The organism is Thalassobacter stenotrophicus (genome assembly GCF_001458315.1).
Lineage (GTDB): Bacteria > Pseudomonadota > Alphaproteobacteria > Rhodobacterales > Rhodobacteraceae > Thalassobacter > Thalassobacter stenotrophicus.
This window is the reverse complement of record NZ_CYRX01000011.1, coordinates 25,321-42,992: the sequence shown is the minus strand read 5'-3', so window position 1 is coordinate 42,992 and position 17,672 is coordinate 25,321. Positions and strand designations below refer to the sequence as shown.

14 protein-coding genes are annotated in these 17,672 nt (G+C 61.7%); 3 read left to right on the top strand and 11 right to left on the bottom strand.

From position 1 onward, the window contains the following. Positions 1-22 precede the first annotated feature (22 nt). From THS5294_RS04685 to THS5294_RS04675, 3 genes are all read left to right on the top strand, one after another. A complete protein-coding gene (locus THS5294_RS04685; RefSeq protein ID WP_058122826.1) occupies positions 23-724 on the top strand; it encodes a uroporphyrinogen-III synthase in 702 nt (233 codons plus the stop codon). Positions 725-817: 93 nt separating this feature from the next. Further along, entirely contained in the window at positions 818-2,110 is a 1,293-nt protein-coding gene (locus THS5294_RS04680) for a COG4223 family protein (protein WP_058122825.1), read from the top strand. 9 nt (positions 2,111-2,119) lie between these two features. Beyond that, the gene (locus THS5294_RS04675; protein WP_058122824.1) at positions 2,120-3,610 is read left to right on the top strand and encodes a heme biosynthesis protein HemY; all 1,491 of its coding nucleotides are present in this window, start codon (positions 2,120-2,122) and stop codon (positions 3,608-3,610) included. Positions 3,611-3,673: 63 nt separating this feature from the next. Here THS5294_RS04675 and THS5294_RS04670 read toward each other — a convergent pair whose 3' ends face one another. From THS5294_RS04670 to THS5294_RS04620, 11 genes are all read right to left on the bottom strand, one after another. Continuing rightward, positions 3,674-4,609 (bottom strand): XdhC family protein, encoded by a 936-nt coding sequence (locus THS5294_RS04670; RefSeq protein WP_058122823.1) that lies wholly within the window; start codon positions 4,607-4,609, stop codon positions 3,674-3,676. Next, positions 4,602-5,054: an SRPBCC family protein gene (locus THS5294_RS04665; protein WP_038005780.1), complete on the bottom strand. Its 453-nt coding sequence runs from the start codon at positions 5,052-5,054 to the stop codon at positions 4,602-4,604. Before THS5294_RS04665 ends, THS5294_RS04670 begins: the two co-directional genes overlap by 8 nt. 163 nt (positions 5,055-5,217) lie before the next feature. Continuing rightward, a complete protein-coding gene (locus THS5294_RS04660) occupies positions 5,218-6,000 on the bottom strand; it encodes an XdhC family protein (RefSeq protein ID WP_058122822.1) in 783 nt (260 codons plus the stop codon). Further along, a complete protein-coding gene (locus THS5294_RS04655) occupies positions 5,997-7,178 on the bottom strand; it encodes a vWA domain-containing protein (RefSeq protein WP_058122821.1) in 1,182 nt (393 codons plus the stop codon). The genes THS5294_RS04660 and THS5294_RS04655 overlap by 4 nt, the downstream gene beginning before the upstream one ends. 31 nt (positions 7,179-7,209) lie before the next feature. After that, positions 7,210-8,085, bottom strand: coding sequence for an AAA family ATPase (locus THS5294_RS04650; RefSeq protein ID WP_058122820.1), 876 nt, complete (start codon positions 8,083-8,085; stop codon positions 7,210-7,212). Positions 8,086-8,136: 51 nt separating this feature from the next. Further along, positions 8,137-10,566, bottom strand: a complete 2,430-nt coding sequence (locus tag THS5294_RS04645; RefSeq protein WP_038005787.1) for an aerobic carbon-monoxide dehydrogenase large subunit — start codon at positions 10,564-10,566, stop codon at positions 8,137-8,139. Beyond that, a complete protein-coding gene (locus THS5294_RS04640) occupies positions 10,563-11,057 on the bottom strand; it encodes a (2Fe-2S)-binding protein (protein WP_058122819.1) in 495 nt (164 codons plus the stop codon). Before THS5294_RS04640 ends, THS5294_RS04645 begins: the two co-directional genes overlap by 4 nt. A gap of 11 nt (positions 11,058-11,068) precedes the next feature. Then, positions 11,069-11,923, bottom strand: coding sequence for an FAD binding domain-containing protein (locus THS5294_RS04635; RefSeq protein WP_058122818.1), 855 nt, complete (start codon positions 11,921-11,923; stop codon positions 11,069-11,071). Positions 11,924-12,035: 112 nt separating this feature from the next. Further along, a complete protein-coding gene (locus THS5294_RS04630) occupies positions 12,036-13,154 on the bottom strand; it encodes an MHYT domain-containing protein (protein WP_306434202.1) in 1,119 nt (372 codons plus the stop codon). A 162-nt stretch (positions 13,155-13,316) separates the two neighbouring features. Then, positions 13,317-15,821: a trypsin-like peptidase domain-containing protein gene (locus THS5294_RS04625; protein ID WP_058122816.1), complete on the bottom strand. Its 2,505-nt coding sequence runs from the start codon at positions 15,819-15,821 to the stop codon at positions 13,317-13,319. A gap of 84 nt (positions 15,822-15,905) precedes the next feature. Further along, positions 15,906-17,666 (bottom strand): peroxidase family protein, encoded by a 1,761-nt coding sequence (locus tag THS5294_RS04620; protein WP_058122815.1) that lies wholly within the window; start codon positions 17,664-17,666, stop codon positions 15,906-15,908. Positions 17,667-17,672: the final 6 nt, after the last annotated feature.

Sequence of the window (17,672 nt, the reverse complement as noted above, 5' to 3'; positions counted from 1 at the left end):
GGCCCCAAACGGAGACACCCGCTTGCATTTGCTTTTGACGCGTCCTGCCTTGGCCTCGGCTCGCTTTTTGGCGGGCCTAGAGGCGGCTATGGGCCGCGCGGTGCCCGCAGTTGTGTCGCCGTTGTTGCGGATCGCGCCGCACGGGCCGTTGCCCGATTTGGCAGATGGCGATGCGGTGATTTTTACCTCTGAGGCGGGGGTGACGGCGTGGGCCGCGCTGGGCGGCGGGGCTGTGGGGCGGGCGTGGTGTGTGGGTGCGCGCACGGCTGCGGCGGCGCAAATCTTGGGGTTTGAGGTCGCGGGCGTTGCCGAAACTGCCGATGCGTTGGTCGCGTTGGTGGCGCAGCCGGGCCCGGTTGTTCACCTGCACGGGCGGTTCACGCGGGGCGATGTTGTGGGGCGGTTACAGGCGCGGGGCCTGCGGGTCTCGGGCCAGTGCATCTATGACCAAGTGGCGCAGCCCCTGAGCGATGAGGCGCTTGGGGTATTGGGGGCGGAGGGCGCAATATGTGTGCCGTTGTTTTCGCCCCGCACCGCAGAGATTTTGGCCAAGGCCCTGCCAACGTCTTTGCGCGCCACGCTTTTTGTCTGCGCCATGAGTGAGGCAGTGGCGGCGGCGGCGGCGGATATCCGGGCGGCTGATTTGCGCATCGCGGCGGCCCCGACGGGGGATGCAATGCGTAAAGAAGTGGCAAATTGCCTGACCTCTCGCCACGTCACTTGAGACCTTAACCGAAGCGGACTAAGCTCATGACTCGGTAGGTGTCAGTTTTTGGTGACACCTGCGCATGTACACTTCGGAGGGGGTCCGTCAGTCGTGGCGAAGTCGTCTAAATCAAAGGCCTCAGAGAAGGCGCACGTAGAAGAAGCCGAAATCGCGGATGATGCGGTTGAGGTGTCTGAGCCCAGTCAGAGTACGGATATGCCTGAGATTGAGGACGCGGTAAGTGCCGATGAAGTTCTTGATGTGACCGAGGAAGCCGTGCCGGAAACGGTTGAAGATGTCGAACTGGGCGATGCGGAGCCGGTGGACGAGAGTTCCGAAGTGAAAGATGTTGAGGCGCTTGAGCTTGAAGAGTTTGAGACGCCCGAGATTGAAACTGCTGAGGCCGATGTTGCGCCCGAACCAGCGCCACCAACCCCCGAGCCTGAGCCAAAGAAGAGCGGATTTGTGCCGCTTTTGTTGGGCGGTGTGATTGCGGCGGGCCTTGGCTACGCGGTGCCGACCTATTTGATGCCACAAGAGAACGCGGCCGTCGTGGCGCTTCAGGGGCAGGTGGCTGCGCTTGAAACTAGCGTGGCGGAGGCGGATGCCCGCGCGGCTGAGGCGCAGGGCCAAGCCCAGACAGCCAGTGATGCCGCCGCCGCGATTGTGGTGCCGGATGTGGCGCCGCTGGAACAAACGGCCGCAGATTTGACCGCACAGCTTGCGCAGCTGGAGGCGCGAATTGCAGCGCTCGAGGCGCGCCCCGTGGGGGATGACAGTGGGATCACCGAGGGTGATTTTGCCAATCTACGCGCGCTTTTGGCGGAACAACAGGCGGCAAGTGCTGCCTTGACCGCGGATATGCAGCGCATGGCGTCGCTTCAGGCCGAGGGCCTTGCGAACGCTGAGACCGAGGCGCTGAATGCCGCCCGTGCCGCGCAAACGGCTGCCGCGTTGCAGGTTGTGCGCACTGCGCTGGAAACGGGTGAGCCGTTTGAGACCGCCCTCGACACGCTTGAAAATGTGCCAGACGCGCTGAGCGCTGTGGCCGCCGATGGGGTTGCCACTGCCGAAAGCCTGCAAGACGCCTTTCCTGATCTGTCGCGCGCATCGCTTGCGGCGGCCCGGGCTGCGGCAGCCGAAGGGGATGCTGCGGGCAGCATCCTAGCGTTTGTGCAAAAACAAGTGGGGGCACGGTCCGTGACTCCGCGCGAAGGGGATGACCCCGATGCGGTTCTGTCCCGAGCCGAGGCCGCTGTGCGCGCCGCCGATTGGGGCACCGCATTGACCGAGATCGCCGCCTTGCCAGAGGCCGCGCAGGCCCCGCTGGCAGAATGGCAAACCGCCGCGCAAACCCGCGCCGCTGCCACCACCGCTCTTTCTGATTTTGAAGCCGCAAATTAAGGATCTGTCATGCTTTGGACCCTTTTGAAAATACTCGTCTTTGTGGCTTTAGTCGGCGCGCTGGCCTTTGGGGCGGAGTTCTTGATCGCCTCTAGCGACTACATCCGCATTGTGCTTTTGGGCACGGAATACACGCTGCCGCCGCTGATTGCGGTGATCTCGCTGGCGGTTTTGTTGCTGGGTATGTGGTTGCTGTTAAAGGTTGCGGGCCTGTTGGTGGCGCTTTTGCGGTTTATCAACGGGGACGAAACGGCGCTGTCGCGGTATTTTGACCGGAACCGGGAAAAACGCGGGTATGAGGCGTTGTCGGATGGGATGATGGCTTTGGCCTCAGGTGATCACCGAGCCGCGATTTCCAAGGCGCAAAAGGCCGAACGCCTGCTGCGCCGCCCTGATTTGACGACCCTTTTGACGGCCCAAGCCGCCGAAGGTGCGGGCGACGCGCTGACGGCAGAAACCGCGTATAAACGCCTGCTGCAAGAGGACCGCACACGGTTCGTCGGCGTGCGTGGATTGCTGTCGCAGCAACTCGCGGCGGGACAAACCGATAAGGCGATGAAGCTGGCGGAAAAAGCGTTTGCGCTGAAGCCGCGCCACACAGAAACGCAGGACGTTTTGTTAAAGCTACAGGCGCAGGACGAAAACTGGGTCGGTGCGCGTCAGACGTTAACGGCCAAGCTGAAGTCCGGGTCCTTGCCCAAGGATGTGCACAAACGGCGCTCAGCGGTGTTGGCGCTTGCCTCCGCGCGGGATGCCTTGGCGCAGGGTAAAACCGACAGCGCGCGGGCCGAAAGCCTAGAGGCGAACCGCATGTCGCCCGATTTGGTGCCCGCAGCCGTCATGGCCGCGCGGATGCATATCGACAGCGGCAACGCACGTGCAGCGACCAAGGTGCTTAAGGCTGCGTGGAAATCTCAGCCGCATCCCGACCTTGCGGCGGCCTTTGCCCAGATCGCCGCCGATGAGACGCCACAAGCGCGGATCAAACGGTTTGCCCCTCTGCTAAAGTTGTTGCCCGGCCATGCCGAGACCAAGCTGCTGGAGGCCGAATTGCAGATCGCGGCAGAGGATTTTGCCGCAGCGCGCCGTGCGATGGGCGACATCGCCGATAGCCAACCAACCACCCGCGCCCTGTCCCTTATGGCGGCGATTGAGCGGGGCGAAGGCGCGGACGATGTGGTCGTGCGCGGCTGGCTGGCACGGGCGCTGACGGTATCGCGCGGGCCGCAGTGGTGCTGTGACGCTTGCGGCAATGTGCAGGGCGTTTGGGGGCCGTTGTGTGACGAATGCGGCAGCTTTGATACGCTCGCATGGACCGAGCCCAAGACATCCGGCGACGCGCCCGCGTTGAACACCGAAATGCTGCCCCTGATCGTGGGTGCCCTTGAAAACAAGGCGGCGGATGAGCCTGAGGTGGTTGATGCGTCTGAGCCTGAGGACGCAGTGGTGGAGGGCGAAGCGACCCCCTTGCAGGAGCCTGAGCCAGCAACCACCCGTTAGGCCGAGTACGATCAAGAGCCGCCCTGGTGCGATCCGCAGGGGCGGCTTTTTCATGTCCGGTGGTTAAGCGGCGCGTTGGTTGCGGTGAATGATGCGGGGCATATGCGTGACGACCTCGGCGATTGCAGAAATCGCGATCAGCTGGGCGTCCCGAAGGGAGGGGATCATCCCAATAGGGCCGTGCAGGCGGGTCAATTGTGTCTCGGACACGCCCTTTTCCCGCAGCAACATCATCCGCAAAGACATCGCGTTCGTGCTGCCCAAGCTACCGATAAAGGCGGCATCGGTGCGCAGGGCTTGTTCCAGAAGGGCAGGTTCCCAATCGTGGTCGTGAAACAGGGTCAGGAATGCGCTGTGTTCATCGATGTAGTCCATCGCGGGCGCGTGCTCTGGCGAGCTGAGGCTGTGGCTATGGGCGGTCACGAAGGGGGCGATGGCCTCTAGGTCTTCGGGGTCGGGAGACAGCGCGCCGATCTCAAACCCTGCGGCATGAGCGGCCTTGGCGGTGGCGCGAAAAACCGCGCCGCGCCCGGCGAGGATCAGTTGAAACTTGGGGGTATAGCTAAAGGTGCGAGGGCCTGCGCCCTCAGGCAAAGTCACGGTCAGATCGGCGGATTTGCGCGCTTGCAATGCCGTGTGTGCGTCCTTGATTGCGGCATGGTCCGGCGCGGGGTCAATCACCGCCTTGAGCGAGCCGCCGCAGGGCAGTTTGAGGTCCAGATAGGGCGAGCCTGCACCGTAGTGCAGGAGCCGTTTGGTGCCTGTGTGCAAAGCCTCTTGGGCTTGGAATTGGATGTCGCGATCAATGCAGCCATTCGACAAGTAGCCGACCATTCGGCCGCTTGCCTCAACCAAAGCGAGTGAGCCCAATTCCCGGGCGGAGCCGCCCTGAATCTCGACCGACGTGATCAGCGCAAAGCGTGTGCCAGCCTCAATCAGGCGAGCGGCCTGCGCGATCACATCGGCAGGCTGCTCAATATAGTCGATGGGTTCAGCCAACGGTTTCGGTGTCCACGACTTCGGCAAACTTTGTAAAGAACTTGGATGCCAGTTTCTTGGACGTGCTGACAATCAGGCGGCTGCCTAGTTGCGCAAGCTTTCCGCCGATTTCGGCCTTGGCCTCATAGCGCAGGATCGTGCTGTCACCATCGGCGGTGAGCGTCACATCTGCGCCGCCTTTTGCGTGGCCCGCGGCCCCGCCTGTGCCCTGACCGGTCAGCGAAAATGCATCCGGCGCGCCCGTGGTATCCAGCACAACGTTGCCTGCGAACCGCGCCTTTACGGGGCCGATTTTCAGCAGGACCTTGGCCTCCAGCTCGGTGTCGGAATGTTTGATCAACTCTTCGCAGCCCGGGATGCATTGTTGCAGGATTTCGGGGTCGTTCAGCGCGGCGTAGACTTGGTCTTTGGGGGCGTTGATGGTGATTTCGTCAGAGAGTTCCATTGCGTGTCCTCATTAGCAGCAGGGAAATTTGATACGAGCGATTTGGTCCGACTGCTCAGGTGTCATGAGGCATGAACGCCGCAAGCGGGACAAGAGGTCTTTTAATCTTAGCATATTTCGATCTCCTGCGTGGTCGGAAAAAGGGGGTGGTTCGGGGGCAGTGTCATTCCGGCGTGGTGTCGCGCAGGGCGGCGCGGCGCACGGCGACGAGTTCGGCCAAAATGGACAGTGCGATTTCTTCGGGTGTGACCGCGCCGATATCAAGGCCAGCCGGGGCTTTGACGGCTGCGATGGCAGCGGGATCAATGCCCTTTGCGGCCAGTTTTTCGGACAGTGACGCGTATTTGCGGCGGCTTCCAACAAAGGCCACGTAGTCTGGTGTTGCCTCTAGCGCGCGGGTCAGGGCATCCAGATCACCGGCCCCTTGGGTCGCGATCACGATGATCTTTTTGCGCGCGGCATGGGTTTCGGCGATGTCGGGGCTGACGGACCACTGAAACTCCGACGCCAATCGCGAGAGGGCCTGTGCCACGGGTGAGGCGCCGATCACCGTTAGCTGCGGCACGGGCAGATAGGGTTCGATAAAGATATCGATGCTGCCCTTGGAGGGGCAGCCATTTCGGGCAAACCGCGTGCCCTCGATTTCATCCCCAGGGGCCACGCCCTTTTCGGCCAGAAGTTCCTCGGGCGCGACCGAGATTAACTGAGGTTGCCCGCTTTGCAGTGCCTCTAGGGCCGCGCGTTTGACCGCGCCGCGCGTGCAGCCACCTCCGAGCCAGCCACGCAGAATAGTGCCATCCGCGCTGAGCACGGCCTTGGCGCCGGGTTTGGCGGCGGTGGCGCCTGCGGTGCGCACGATCGTCGCAAAAGCGAAGGGTTGATCACCGCGCTTTAGGTCCGTGACGACCTCGGCCATGTCACTTGGAAGGGTTTCGAAGAACGTCATAGGTGCGCGAGCTCCCGGTCTAGGGCGGCAAGATCGCCGAGGGTATTTGCGGCTTTGAACAGGTCAAGATGGGGCAGGGCAGCGGCCATACCAGTGGCCACGGGCGCGTAGTCCGCCCAGCCCTTGAGCGGGTTGAGCCAGATCACCCGCGCGCCGCGCTTTTTGATTTTGGCGAGAGCGGCGCTGATGTGGGCGGGCGGCGCGGTGTCATACCCATCGGACATGATCATCACGACGCTGCGGCCATCCACAAACCGTTTGGCATATGTGTCGGCAAAGCGTTCAAGCGAAGGCCCGATGTTAGAGCCGCCTCCAAAGCCATCCGCCATCAGTGACATCCGGCCAATCGCGCGCATCGCGTCGCGGTCACGCAGGGCCTCGGTGATCCGCACAAGGCGGGTGTGAAACAGATAGGCATCAGCTTGCGTATCGGCCCGCATCAAGCCCGCAAGAAAGGCCATGAACACTTGTGCGTAAACAGTCATGGAACCGGACACATCACACAGCGCCACGATTTTGCGGGTGCGGTCTGGGCGCTTTTTGCGCAGGATTTTGACGGGCTCCCCCCCGGTGGCAAGGCTGGCGCGGATGGTTTTGCGAAAATGAATGCGGTCGCCTTTGCGCGCCGCAATTCGCCGACGCGAACGGCGATCCCGTAGGGCAGCACCTAGACGGCGGGCGACCTCTTCGGCCTCGGCGATGTCTTCGGGGCGGACCATGTCGCGCAGATCTTTGCGCATCAGGTTGCGGACCTTGGTGGCGATCAGCTTGCCCTCACCGTCGGTATCAGCCTCACCGTCGCCGCCATCGGGGGCGGTGGATTGGCCCGCGCCGCCTGCGTCCTGCCCCTGCGCCTGACGCGAAGAGTGGATATCGTCGCTGTTGGGGGCCTTGAGGGTGGGGGTGGTTTTGGTGCGCACGCGACCCGCATCCAGCCAAAAGGCGTCAAATAAGGCATCGAACCGCTCGGCCTCCTCCTTGCAGCCGGTGCACACGGCCTTGAGGGCGCGGCGCGATTGGTCCGGCCATGTGGCATCCACATGGGTCAGGGCGGTTAGCGCGGTGTCGGCCTCTGCCACGCCCAAACGCAACCCGTTCTCGCGCAGGTGGGCGATAAAGCCAGCCATGCGGGCAGCCGGGCCCGGATCGCGGCCCGCGAATTTGGTGACGCGGGTCATGCCGCGCCGCCCTGTATGCGGGGCATGTGGCTCATGCGGCTTTGCCCGCGATGCGCTGGGCGACTTCGGTGGTGATATTGGCCTGATCGCTTTGGGTTTTCAAAAGCGTCGTAAGGGTCGATTGCAGCACGCGCGGGTCCGAGGTCAGGTCCGCAATGCCCAGCCCCATGAGGGCAGCGGCAAAGTCCAACGTCTCGGCGATGCCGGGTGTTTTCTCTAGGTCTTCTTTGCGCAGAGTTTGCACAAAGCCGATGACCTGATCGGCAAGGCGGTCCTCAATCGCGGGGCAGCGCGCCTTGAGGATTGCCAGTTCAACGCCGCGCTCAGGGTAATCGACGTAGGTATATAGACAGCGGCGGCGCAGCGCGTCCGACAAATCCCGCGTGCCATTACACGTCAAGATCACGATGGGCCGCGAAGTCGCCGTGATCGTACCCAGCTCAGGGATTGAGACCTGAAAGTCTGATAGAATTTCGAGCAGGTAGGCTTCGAATTCCTCATCCGCGCGATCAATTTCATCGATCAAGAGGACGGGTGGCGTGGGGCGGGTAATGGCCGCTAAAAGCGGGCGTTCCAGCAGGAATTCACGCGAAAAAATGCGGGCTTCGACGGATTTTCCGGTTTCGCCATCCTCGGCGGCGGCGCGGATCGTCAACAGCTGGCGCTGATAGTTCCATTCGTAGATGGCTTGGGCCGCATCCAGACCTTCATAGCATTGCAGGCGGATCAATTCTGCGTCGCGGTTGGCGGCCAGCGCCCGGGCGACTTCGGTTTTGCCCACGCCCGCAGCGCCCTCAAGCAGCAAGGGGCGGCCCAGCGAAAGTGCGAGGTGCAGCGCGACGGACAGGTCGTCGGACGCCACATAGTTTTCTTGCGCGAGGTCGGTTTGGAGATCGGTCCAGGTCATATCGAAACTTCTTGGTGGGGGGCGCAGCCGTGCCGCGCCCCCAAGTGAGGTTTAGTCGTGCATGCCGAGGCTATTGGCGGTTTTCCAAATCCGCCAGTGATCGTGCGGCATGTTCGTGTGGCGCAGACCGAAGGGCCGGAAGGCATCTTGGACCGCGTTCGAGAAACATGGCACGCCGCCGACATGGGGGCTTTCGCCCACACCTTTGGCCCCGATGGGGTGGTGCGGAGACGGCGTCACGGTGTGATCGGTTTCGTAGTTGGGTACTTCCCAAGCCGTTGGCAGGAAGAAGTCCATCAGCGTCCCGGTCTTGACGTTGCCCTGATCGTCGTAGGCGATCTCTTGGCCCAGTGCCACGGCGAGCGCCTCTGTGAGACCCCCGTGCACCTGACCTTCGATGATCATCGGGTTGATCCGTGTGCCGCAGTCATCCAGCGCATAGAAGCGACGGATGTCGGTGACGCCGGTGTCCACGTCGATGTCCATGACGCAGATGTAGGCGCCAAAGGGGTAGGTCATGTTGGGCGGGTCGTAATAGCTGACCGCCTCTAGGCCGGGCTCGATGCCGGGGATGGCTTGGTTGTAGGCGGCGAAGGCAATTTCCTTCATTGTCTTGAACCGCTCCGGCGCGCCTTTGACCACAAACCGATCCACGTCGAATTCGACGTCATCGTCGTGGACTTCCAATAGGTAGGCCGCAATCATCTGAGCCTTTGCCCGGATTTTGCGGCCTGCCATTGCCGTCGCCGCGCCCGCCACTGGGGTAGAGCGTGAACCATAGGTCCCAAGACCATAGGGCGCGGTGTCGGTGTCTCCTTCTTCGACTGTGATGCTATCGGCGGGCAGGCCAATTTCCGAGGCAAGGATCTGCGCAAACGTCGTCGCGTGACCCTGGCCTTGGGAGATCGTCCCAAGCCGGGCAATCGCGGAGCCGGTGGGGTGGATCCGGATTTCACAGCTATCGAACATGCCCAGACCGAGGATGTCACAGTTTTTGACCGGACCAGCGCCAACAATCTCTGTGAAGAAGCTGAGGCCAATGCCCATGATCTTGCGGGTTTCGCCGCGCTTGAACGCCTCGACCCGTTCGGCCTGTTCGGCGCGCAGACCGTCATAGTCGACAGTCTTGAGGGCTTTGTCCCACGCGGTGTGGTAATCGCCGCTGTCGTACTCCCAGCCCAACGCACTTTGGTACGGGAACTGGTCTTTCTTGATGAAGTTGATCCGGCGCAGCTCGGCTGCGTCCATGTTCAACTCAATCGCCAAGACCTCAATCATCCGCTCGATGAAGTAGACGGCCTCGGTCACCCGGAAGGAACACCGATAAGACACGCCGCCGGGGGCCTTGTTGGTATAGACACCATCCACGGCCAGATAAGCGGTGGGGATGTCGTAGGACCCGGTGCAGATGTTCATGAACCCGGCTGGGAACTTGGTGGGATCGGCACAGGCGTCAAAGCCGCCGTGGTCGGCTGTCACGTTGCAGTGCAGGCCAGTGATCTTACCCTCTTTGGTGGCCGAGATTTTGCCGGTCATCCAATAGTCGCGGGCAAAGGCGGTGGTCATCAGGTTGTCCATCCGGTCTTCGATCCATTTGACAGGACGACCCGTCACGATGGAGGCCACGACCGAACATACATACCCAGGGTATGCGCCCACTTTGTTGCCAAAACCGCCGCCGATGTCGGGCGAAATCACGCGGATGTTGTGCTCTTCTAGGCCCGAAATCAGGGACACGATGGTCCGGATCGCGTGCGGCGCTTGGAAGGTGCCCCAAAGGGTCAGCTTGCCGTTGACCTTGTCCATCGACGCAACACTGCCGCAGGTTTCCAGCGGGCAAGGGTGCGTGCGGTGGTAATACATGGTCTCAGTGGCGACTACGTCCGCCTCATCTATCACCTGCTCGGTGGCGTCTTTTTCGCCGACTTCCCATGTGAAGATGTGGTTGGGGTGTTTGCGCGGGCCGTGGGCACCATCAGTGGCTTTGCCGTTTTCGTCCACGGTGTCCTCACGCAGAACCACGTCGGATTCGAGCGATTTGAACGGGTCAACGATAACGGGCAGTTCTTCGTATTCGACCTCAACGGCTTCGATCCCGTCCGCAGCGGCATAGCGGTCTTCGGCCACAACGAACGCGACTTCTTGGCCTTGGAACAAGACCTTGCCGTCCGCCAGAACCATTTGTTTGTCACCCGCGAGGGTCGGCATCCAGTGCAGGCCAAGGGGTGCGAGGTCTTCGGCTGTCAGGACGGCCAGAACGCCGGGCACCTTGAGCGCGGCCTCTGAGTTGACCGATTTGATGCGCGCGTGTGCATAGGGCGACCGGACAAAGTCACCAAAGAGCATGCCGTCGAGTTTGATGTCGTCGACGTAGTTGCCTTTGCCTTGCGTGAAGCGGGCGTCCTCTACGCGTTTGCGCGAGCAGCCCATGCCCTTGAGGTTGGCAACGCGATCGTCGCGGCTGGTGATTTCGTCTTTCATTCTGCGGCCTCCTTCGCGGCGTTCATCTCGGTCGCTGCGGCGCGGATGGATTTCACGATGTTCTGGTATCCGGTGCAGCGGCACAGGTTGCCGGCCATACCAAAGCGGATCTCGTCCTCGGTCGGGTTGGGGTTTTCTTCCAACAGTTTGGCCGCGCGGGTGATCATGCCCGGGGTGCAATAGCCGCACTGAAGTCCGTGGTGCTCCTTGAAGGCTTCTTGCAGGGGGTGCAGGCTGTCGGGGTTGCCGAGGCCTTCGATGGTCGTGACGTCCGCGCCGTCGGCTTGGGCCACGAACATGGTGCAAGCTTTGACCGATTTGCCGTCGATTGTGACTGTGCAGGCACCGCAGTGGGATGTCTCACACCCGATGTGGGGGCCGGTGATGTTGAGCCGCTCGCGCAGCGTGTAGATCAGCAGTTCGCGGGGCTCAGCAAGGAACTCTTCTTGCTTGCCGTTCACTGTGAGTGAGATGTGCATTTTCTTGGACATGTGTCGTTCTCCTAGGCCCGGGACCAAGCGCGCTCAATCGCGCGGGTGAGGATGACGCCAGCGACATGGCGCTTAAACGCCACGGGGCCGCGGTTGTCTTCCGAGGGGTCGATATCTACCAGCATGGCGTCTACGGCGGCCTTGAGGGCGACGCTGTCGAGGGACGTGCCAACCAATGCGGCGGCGGCGTCTTCGGACCAGATTGGCGTATCGCTGAGGTTGGTCATCGCGATGGATGCTGCGGTGCAGGTGTCACCGTCTTTGATGATTTGCACGGCGGCGGCGGCCGTCGCGTAGTCGCCAATTTTACGCTTTTGCTTTTCGTAGGCGTAGCCGCCTTTGGGTGTCGGGATGGTGACTGCGGTCAGGATTTCTTCGTCCTCACGGGCGGTCATGTACGCGGCTTCATAGAACTCACGTGCGGGGACGGTGCGTTCGCCATCTGGGCCGACTAGGGTAAAGGTCGCGTTCAGGCACTGCATCAGGCCGGGCATATCGTTGCCGGGGTCACCGTTGGCCACGTTGCCGCCCACGGTGCCCATATAGCGGACCTGTGGGTCAGCAATTTGCAGAGCCGCTTCGCGCAGGATGGGCGCGGCAGTCGCAAGGCCGTCGTGGTCGATGATGTCGTGCTGCGTTGTCATCGCGCCGATGGTTATGGCGTCTGCGGTGACAGTGATTTCGGACATGCCCGGAATGTCCTGAAGGTCGATCAGGTGCGGGACATCGGCCATGCGCAGTTTCATCATGGGGATCAGGCTGTGGCCCCCCGCGATGACACGCGCATCGTCTCCGTGTTCTTCTAAAATCGAGATTACGCCGCTGAGGTCTTTGGGGCGGTAATACTCAAAAGCTGCCGGAATCATCGGCGCTCCTCCCTTGCTGGTGTTAGCTTTGTTTTGGGAAGAGCATGGTTAACGCTTATGGCAAGCACCCGTAGAAACACGTGAAATTCGCGGCTATTGCACGAAATGCGCCCTAGTCTGCACGAAGTGCGTTTGCAGTCGCAGCAAGTAAGTCCTGCGTGAGTTTGATCTTGGAGCGACTCACAGGGGCGGGGGGAAGGGTGTCGCAATGAAAGGTGCAGCGGCCCTTGTCTTTGCTTCGCTCGAACCGTGCGACCTTCGCGAGATTGATCAAATAACTGCGGTGCGTTTGCAGGAACCCGGCGTCTGACAACCGCTTTGCGGCCTCGGTCATGGGCCAGACACAGAACAGGCGGTCGCGGTCCGTGTAAAGCTGGGTGTAGTGGCCATCTGCCCGGATGAACGACACGTCACTGGCCGCGACAAAGACTTTGCCGCCCTCACGCTCACACGGGATTTGCAGGCTGGATGGTGTGGGGTTTGGTGCGGGCTGCGGTATGGGCTCTTGGGGCGGGCTGGGCGGCTGGGTGATCTCGGGCGTGGTCCGGGCCTGCGTCGGGGCGGCGTCCAGATACGTGGTGCTAACCCACAAAAACGCGCCAAAGATCACGAAGCTGGTGAGGATCACGCCAATCGCCAGGAACTCATTGCTGATCGCGGGGCCAAACACGTCCGCCTGTGGTTGGGTGACGAACTGTGTCCCGGCCATGGCCAAGAAGTGGACCGAAACAACCGCCACGCCAAAGCATACGGTGCCCAAAAAGATGTTGCGATTGGTGCGCCGGTTATACGCAATCCAGACCGCCAGCATGCACAGCGCAATTGCCACGACTGACGACAGGACAACGCCGGGCAGGGAATAGACGGCGCGGCACAGCTCTAGCCCGGCCATGCCGATGTAGTGCATCACCAAGATGCCCCCGCCAATCATCGCGCCCGCGCTGAGTATGGTGGTGGGAGTGCGTTCCATGAAATGAAGCACGATCAGCGCGCCACCAACGATCAAAATCCCGGTCAGCGCGGACAGCAGCGTGATCGCGGCGTCATAGTAAAACAACACGGGCAGTTGCAGGCCCAGCATCGCCACAAAGTGCATCGACCAGATGCCGCCGCCCAACGCAACAGAGGCCAGTGCCACGGCCACCTTCTTTTGACCCGCTGTTTTTCGGGCCAATGAACGCGTCAATGACAAGCCAGTAAAGCCCGCGACCAATGCCACGACAACGGACATCAGGACGAGGGCCAGGTTATGACTAAAATATTCCACTCCCATGCAGCGTTATAAATGATGCAAAGCGTGGGGTAAGGCAAATGGCGTTTTCGCGATTTGTCGGAATGGGTGCGCCGCCGCCCTTTGACAGAGCAGCGGCTGGGTCCCGTCGGGACCAACGGGTCAGCCCCGTGGGGGAGAAGCCACAGAGCTGGCCCTATTGGGTGCGGTAACCGCCGCTTGGCCGATGCTGATTTGCAGCGGTAGCGTAACGGTATGGCCGCTGGGTGCGAACGGCGCATCGGGCATACGTTCGGTCACTATGGGACTTGTGGGAAAGGTCCCGTCGCGGGCTGCTTGCCGCCCCCGGGCCAGGACATCCTCGATCAGGTGCGCGCCGGGTTGACCCTGTGCAAGCAGGTGTTCGGGCAGGCTTTCTAGGTGACGCACGATCCGTGAAATGCGGATGCCTTCATTCGCGATCCAAACCACCGTGCGCATTTCGGGATCGGTGAGGGGATTCCATGGCGCCCCGCTGTGGGTGAGGTATTGCCCATTTGCCGTTTCGTCCGGGACGCCGGAGTGGTGCAGGGCGATGACCTCCCACAGGTCGCTAAAAACTGGCGCGCCGGAGGAGCCCGGCTGGGTATCGCCGGTGTAATGCGCGACGAAATCCGGGTCATCGGGCAGCGCGCTGAGCAGGCTGTCGCGAAAGACCACCTGTTTGCGCCCTGCAAGCGGGTGCTGGATGATGTTGACGGGTTGGCCTTTGCGGATTTTGCCCTCCACCCCGATCAGAGGGAGGAACCCAAATTCAGTGATCGCGGCGCCGTCTTCGGCCATCGGCGCGACCGCGACAACGGCCAGATCGAGGCGCGCATCAGCATAGAACAGGCGATGCGGGTCTAGCGCAAAAGTGTGGCCTTGGGCTTCGCGGCTGTCGATCTCAAGCTCATAGCGGAATTGTACCGCGGCACGATCCGCCTGTAGCGCGGTGGCCAGTACGTGGTGGTTTGTGATCAACACGCCCGGCGCGATCAGGAACCCGGTGCCAAAGCCCCGGCCCGTGTCACGCGACACGATGCGGCCGACGGCGCGGGCCGCAACCACGGCGCGTTTGATGAACATGACCGACAAGAATTCCTCAGCCTCGCCGATGACGCGTTCAAGGATGGGAATGACCGGCAAATCGGGGCCTTGCAGTTCGACCATGTCGCGGCGCGCGCCCTCTAGCTGGCGCGAGATTTTACGCGCCTCATTGGTGGTGCTGGCGGCATCAAGCTGACTGATGAGCCGCCGCGCGTAGGCATCCAATCGCTCGGGTGTTTCGGCTTGAAGGGGGCGCGCCTCTGCTTGGCTTTGGCGGACGGTTTGACGTTCCGTGTCCGAGGCCCGCCACCGCAACGCGGCATCGCGCACAACCTCGGCCGTATAGCCCTTGGCGCTGGGCTGGGTGTGGGCTTGGGGGGTGTCCACGGGGTCCATTTCGCGCGACAGGAATGAGCCGGCAAAAGCGGTCTCATCACGGGTGTCGATGTCATGCTCTGCTTCGGCCCGGAGAGTTTCGGATGTGACGGTCCGGCGCAGGCTTTCAAATGCTGACGCGGGCGGTGCGGTCGGCAGGGCGTTGGTTGCACCACTCTCAGCCAGTTCGATCGTGGCCGCGATCACGGCGGAGGCGTTGCACAGGCGGCCATGTTTTCCCTCTGCATAGAACCGGGGCACGGTGCCCATTTCGGCCAAGTCACGGGGGACTGTGCCGTCACCGTCTTGGGATTGTGTGTATTCAAAGCCCGCCTCATTCGCAGTGGCCGCAATCGTGGTCAGCACACCGACGCCGATGATTTGTTGAAACCGGTCGTCAGGGGCGGGCAGGGCGCGCGCGGCTTTGGCGGCTTGGGTTAGGGCGGTTTGCTGCGGGGGCAGAGCGGTTTTGGGCCACGATTTGCGGTTGAATGCGTCTTGGTCTGGGCGCAGATCGGGCGACGGCAGCAGTTCCACCAAGCCGGGAAAGCCGCGCAGTGTGCCTTTGACGATATCGGTGCGGTCTTGGGTCAGATCCACGGCGGCGAGTGCGCGTACCATCCCATGACTTAGGTCAAATACCTGCATCGGCGCGTAGGAGCCGAAGTTGGGTGTGCCGATGGTGATGACCCGCGATATCATCCGGCGGTTTGGGTCCTCTGCCGCCATTTGCCGAGCCACCAATCCGCCCATTGAGTGGCAGACCAGCGTGATATCCGAAAGACCGCGTTTGGTGAGTTGCCGCATCAACGCGGTGCCTGAAACTGCGGGGGATTGGCGCCAATCATAGGGCAGAAACTCGGTGTCAAAACCCGCCAGTTTGAGCCGTAGATACATCTTGAAATAAGGGGCCAGCACGGTGCCGTTCGCCACAACGGTTGATCCCCATTTCAGCTTGCTTAGGCCCCCGGTGGTGATGTCCACCGGGTCAATCCAGACATGATACGGCTGGCCGTTTTCAATGACGCTGAGCCGGGAGCCCATCATGCCGGGCAGGAACAGAACCTTGGGGCGGCGCGTTTCAAAGGGGTTCAGATTGGCCTCTGCTGCGCGGGCCAGTCCGGTCAACTCATCATAGAGGGGGCTGCCAAAGTGCGCCCGCAATTCGGCTTCGTGGGCGCCGGTGCGCAGCCAGCTTTCGATCTCGGATAGATCATTCTGCATTGTTTTTCTCCCCGAACGGTGGCGTTGAAATGTGGTTGATTGGGGTGGGCCGGTCCGAGCGCGGTGCCGGACCAGCCCCGGGGATCACGCCAGAACGGCTGCGAACCGCATCCAATTTTCGATGCTGTCGATCGCCTGTCCGTCCGACGTGCGCAGGGGGCTTTGGGAGGGATGGAAGCCCCGTGCAAGCGCGCTGTCCGCGTCATCCATAAGCGCGCCAATAAAGGTCGCGGCTACGATCCAGCTGCCCATTTCGCCCAGACCTTCGCCCGGCGCGGCCTCGGCCTCTGCGAGGATATAGAACCACAAAGGCGTGGCGCTGTTCATGGCGTGACCAGATAGGAACGCGGCAAGATCGGGTTTGGTGTTTACCCAACTGGCCACGTCCATTTGAGGGCCGGACGTAACTGCGCCGATGGCCTGTAGGTGGGCATGCAACGCTTGGCCTGTGGGAATGCGCAAGCTTTTGCCGCGGCGCAAGTTTCGGCGGGCAAGGTGGCGGAACAATTCACGCAATGGGGCGGGATCATCTTCATCATCGCCTTCGTTCACCATCGCGCCCAAGGGCGGAGCGATGACCGTATCGACCGCGCGGGCCATGCGCTGTGGTTTGCCGTCAGTGAAACTGCCATCGGCATTCACAAAGCGAGACCAATCAATGATCCAGTCCTGGGGGATGTTCGTTGCATCCAAGCCAAAGTTCGCGCCAAGTCCGCCGCCGCCCGTAAAGGCAAAGATCTGGTCGAACGGTGCTTGGCCGTTCGGGCGACCGAAGGTGTTATTATAATCGTAGATGTTGCGCACCATTGAGTGACCAAACCGGAACGCAGAGACGGAAAATTCCAGCGGAATCACATTGCCCACCACACGGCCGGGGTTGCGCGCGGCGTATGCGGCGCGGAAGGCATCATAGTGGCTGTTGCGGGTGTCAATGATGCGCTGAACCACGGCTGGGTCGCACATGTCCTTGAGGTAGCCGTGGACCACGAGCCATTGATAGTGCAGCGTTGTCAGGGTTTTGGCGGCCTCAAAGTCAGGGATCCAGGCGGTCTCGTTTTCGGTAAGAAAATCGACGACCTTGTTGTGGAACCGCAGGAAGCTGAGGTGGAATTGCGCGATGATGATGTTTTCATCGTTGCGCATGTCGCCGATCAGGGCGCGCTTGGGTAGGCCGTTTTTAAATTTGTTGAAATCCTTGTCGTCCATTTGGGCCCGCGCGATGTCGAGTGCGGCGTCGCGGACCTTTTGTTCAACTTGGTGGAAACGTGGAAGATCACGGTGCGGATCCAGCGCATCGGGCAAATTGCCAGAGGGCACGGCTGTGCCCACACGCATCTTGGCCGTCAGTGTTGGGTGGCGCAGGCCCGTGCGGAGGATCGCGGCGGCCTTTTGTTCGGCCTCGCTGGCAAAGGGGCCGATGGGTACGCCGCCGTAGACACTATCGAGATCAAAGCGCGGGGTGCGCGCGTTCTTGAGGTTTTGCTCAATTTCTGGGCCGGTCATTTTGGGGGCGGCGTTCACGATGGTGGTGATCGCGCTTTCGCGGTCCGTCCGCGCGGTAAGTTCATGGTCCAGAAACTGACCCCAGTAGGTCAGCACAGGGGCAAGCGGCGCGTCGGGTGTGGCGTCGATCGCTCGTGAATTCGGCACCATAAGCGTGCCGAGGGTATCTAGATCGGCGTCAGAAATATCCTCGCCATGCTGGCTGGGGTCGCCGCCGGGGGGCAAGAGATAGCCAAAATCAGCGGCCTCATCGACGGCAATGTCGCCGCCGGCGGGGGCAAGGGCCTCAAGAGTGGATGTTTTCGCGGCGGCCCCACCGTGGGTTTTCATCTGAAAATTCATGTCTTT

Coding starts and splice junctions, on each gene's coding strand:
- THS5294_RS04675 (WP_058122824.1), top strand. CDS start 2,120: ATGCTTTGGACCCTTTTGAAAATACTCGTCTTTGTGGCTTTAGTCGGC.
- THS5294_RS04665 (WP_038005780.1), bottom strand. CDS start 5,054: ATGGAACTCTCTGACGAAATCACCATCAACGCCCCCAAAGACCAAGTC.
- THS5294_RS04660 (WP_058122822.1), bottom strand. CDS start 6,000: ATGACGTTCTTCGAAACCCTTCCAAGTGACATGGCCGAGGTCGTCACG.
- THS5294_RS04655 (WP_058122821.1), bottom strand. CDS start 7,178: ATGACCCGCGTCACCAAATTCGCGGGCCGCGATCCGGGCCCGGCTGCC.
- THS5294_RS04650 (WP_058122820.1), bottom strand. CDS start 8,085: ATGACCTGGACCGATCTCCAAACCGACCTCGCGCAAGAAAACTATGTG.
- THS5294_RS04645 (WP_038005787.1), bottom strand. CDS start 10,566: ATGAAAGACGAAATCACCAGCCGCGACGATCGCGTTGCCAACCTCAAG.
- THS5294_RS04640 (WP_058122819.1), bottom strand. CDS start 11,057: ATGTCCAAGAAAATGCACATCTCACTCACAGTGAACGGCAAGCAAGAA.
- THS5294_RS04635 (WP_058122818.1), bottom strand. CDS start 11,923: ATGATTCCGGCAGCTTTTGAGTATTACCGCCCCAAAGACCTCAGCGGC.
- THS5294_RS04630 (WP_306434202.1), bottom strand. CDS start 13,154: ATGTCCGTTGTCGTGGCATTGGTCGCGGGCTTTACTGGCTTGTCATTG.
- THS5294_RS04625 (WP_058122816.1), bottom strand. CDS start 15,821: ATGCAGAATGATCTATCCGAGATCGAAAGCTGGCTGCGCACCGGCGCC.
- THS5294_RS04620 (WP_058122815.1), bottom strand. CDS start 17,666: ATGAATTTTCAGATGAAAACCCACGGTGGGGCCGCCGCGAAAACATCC.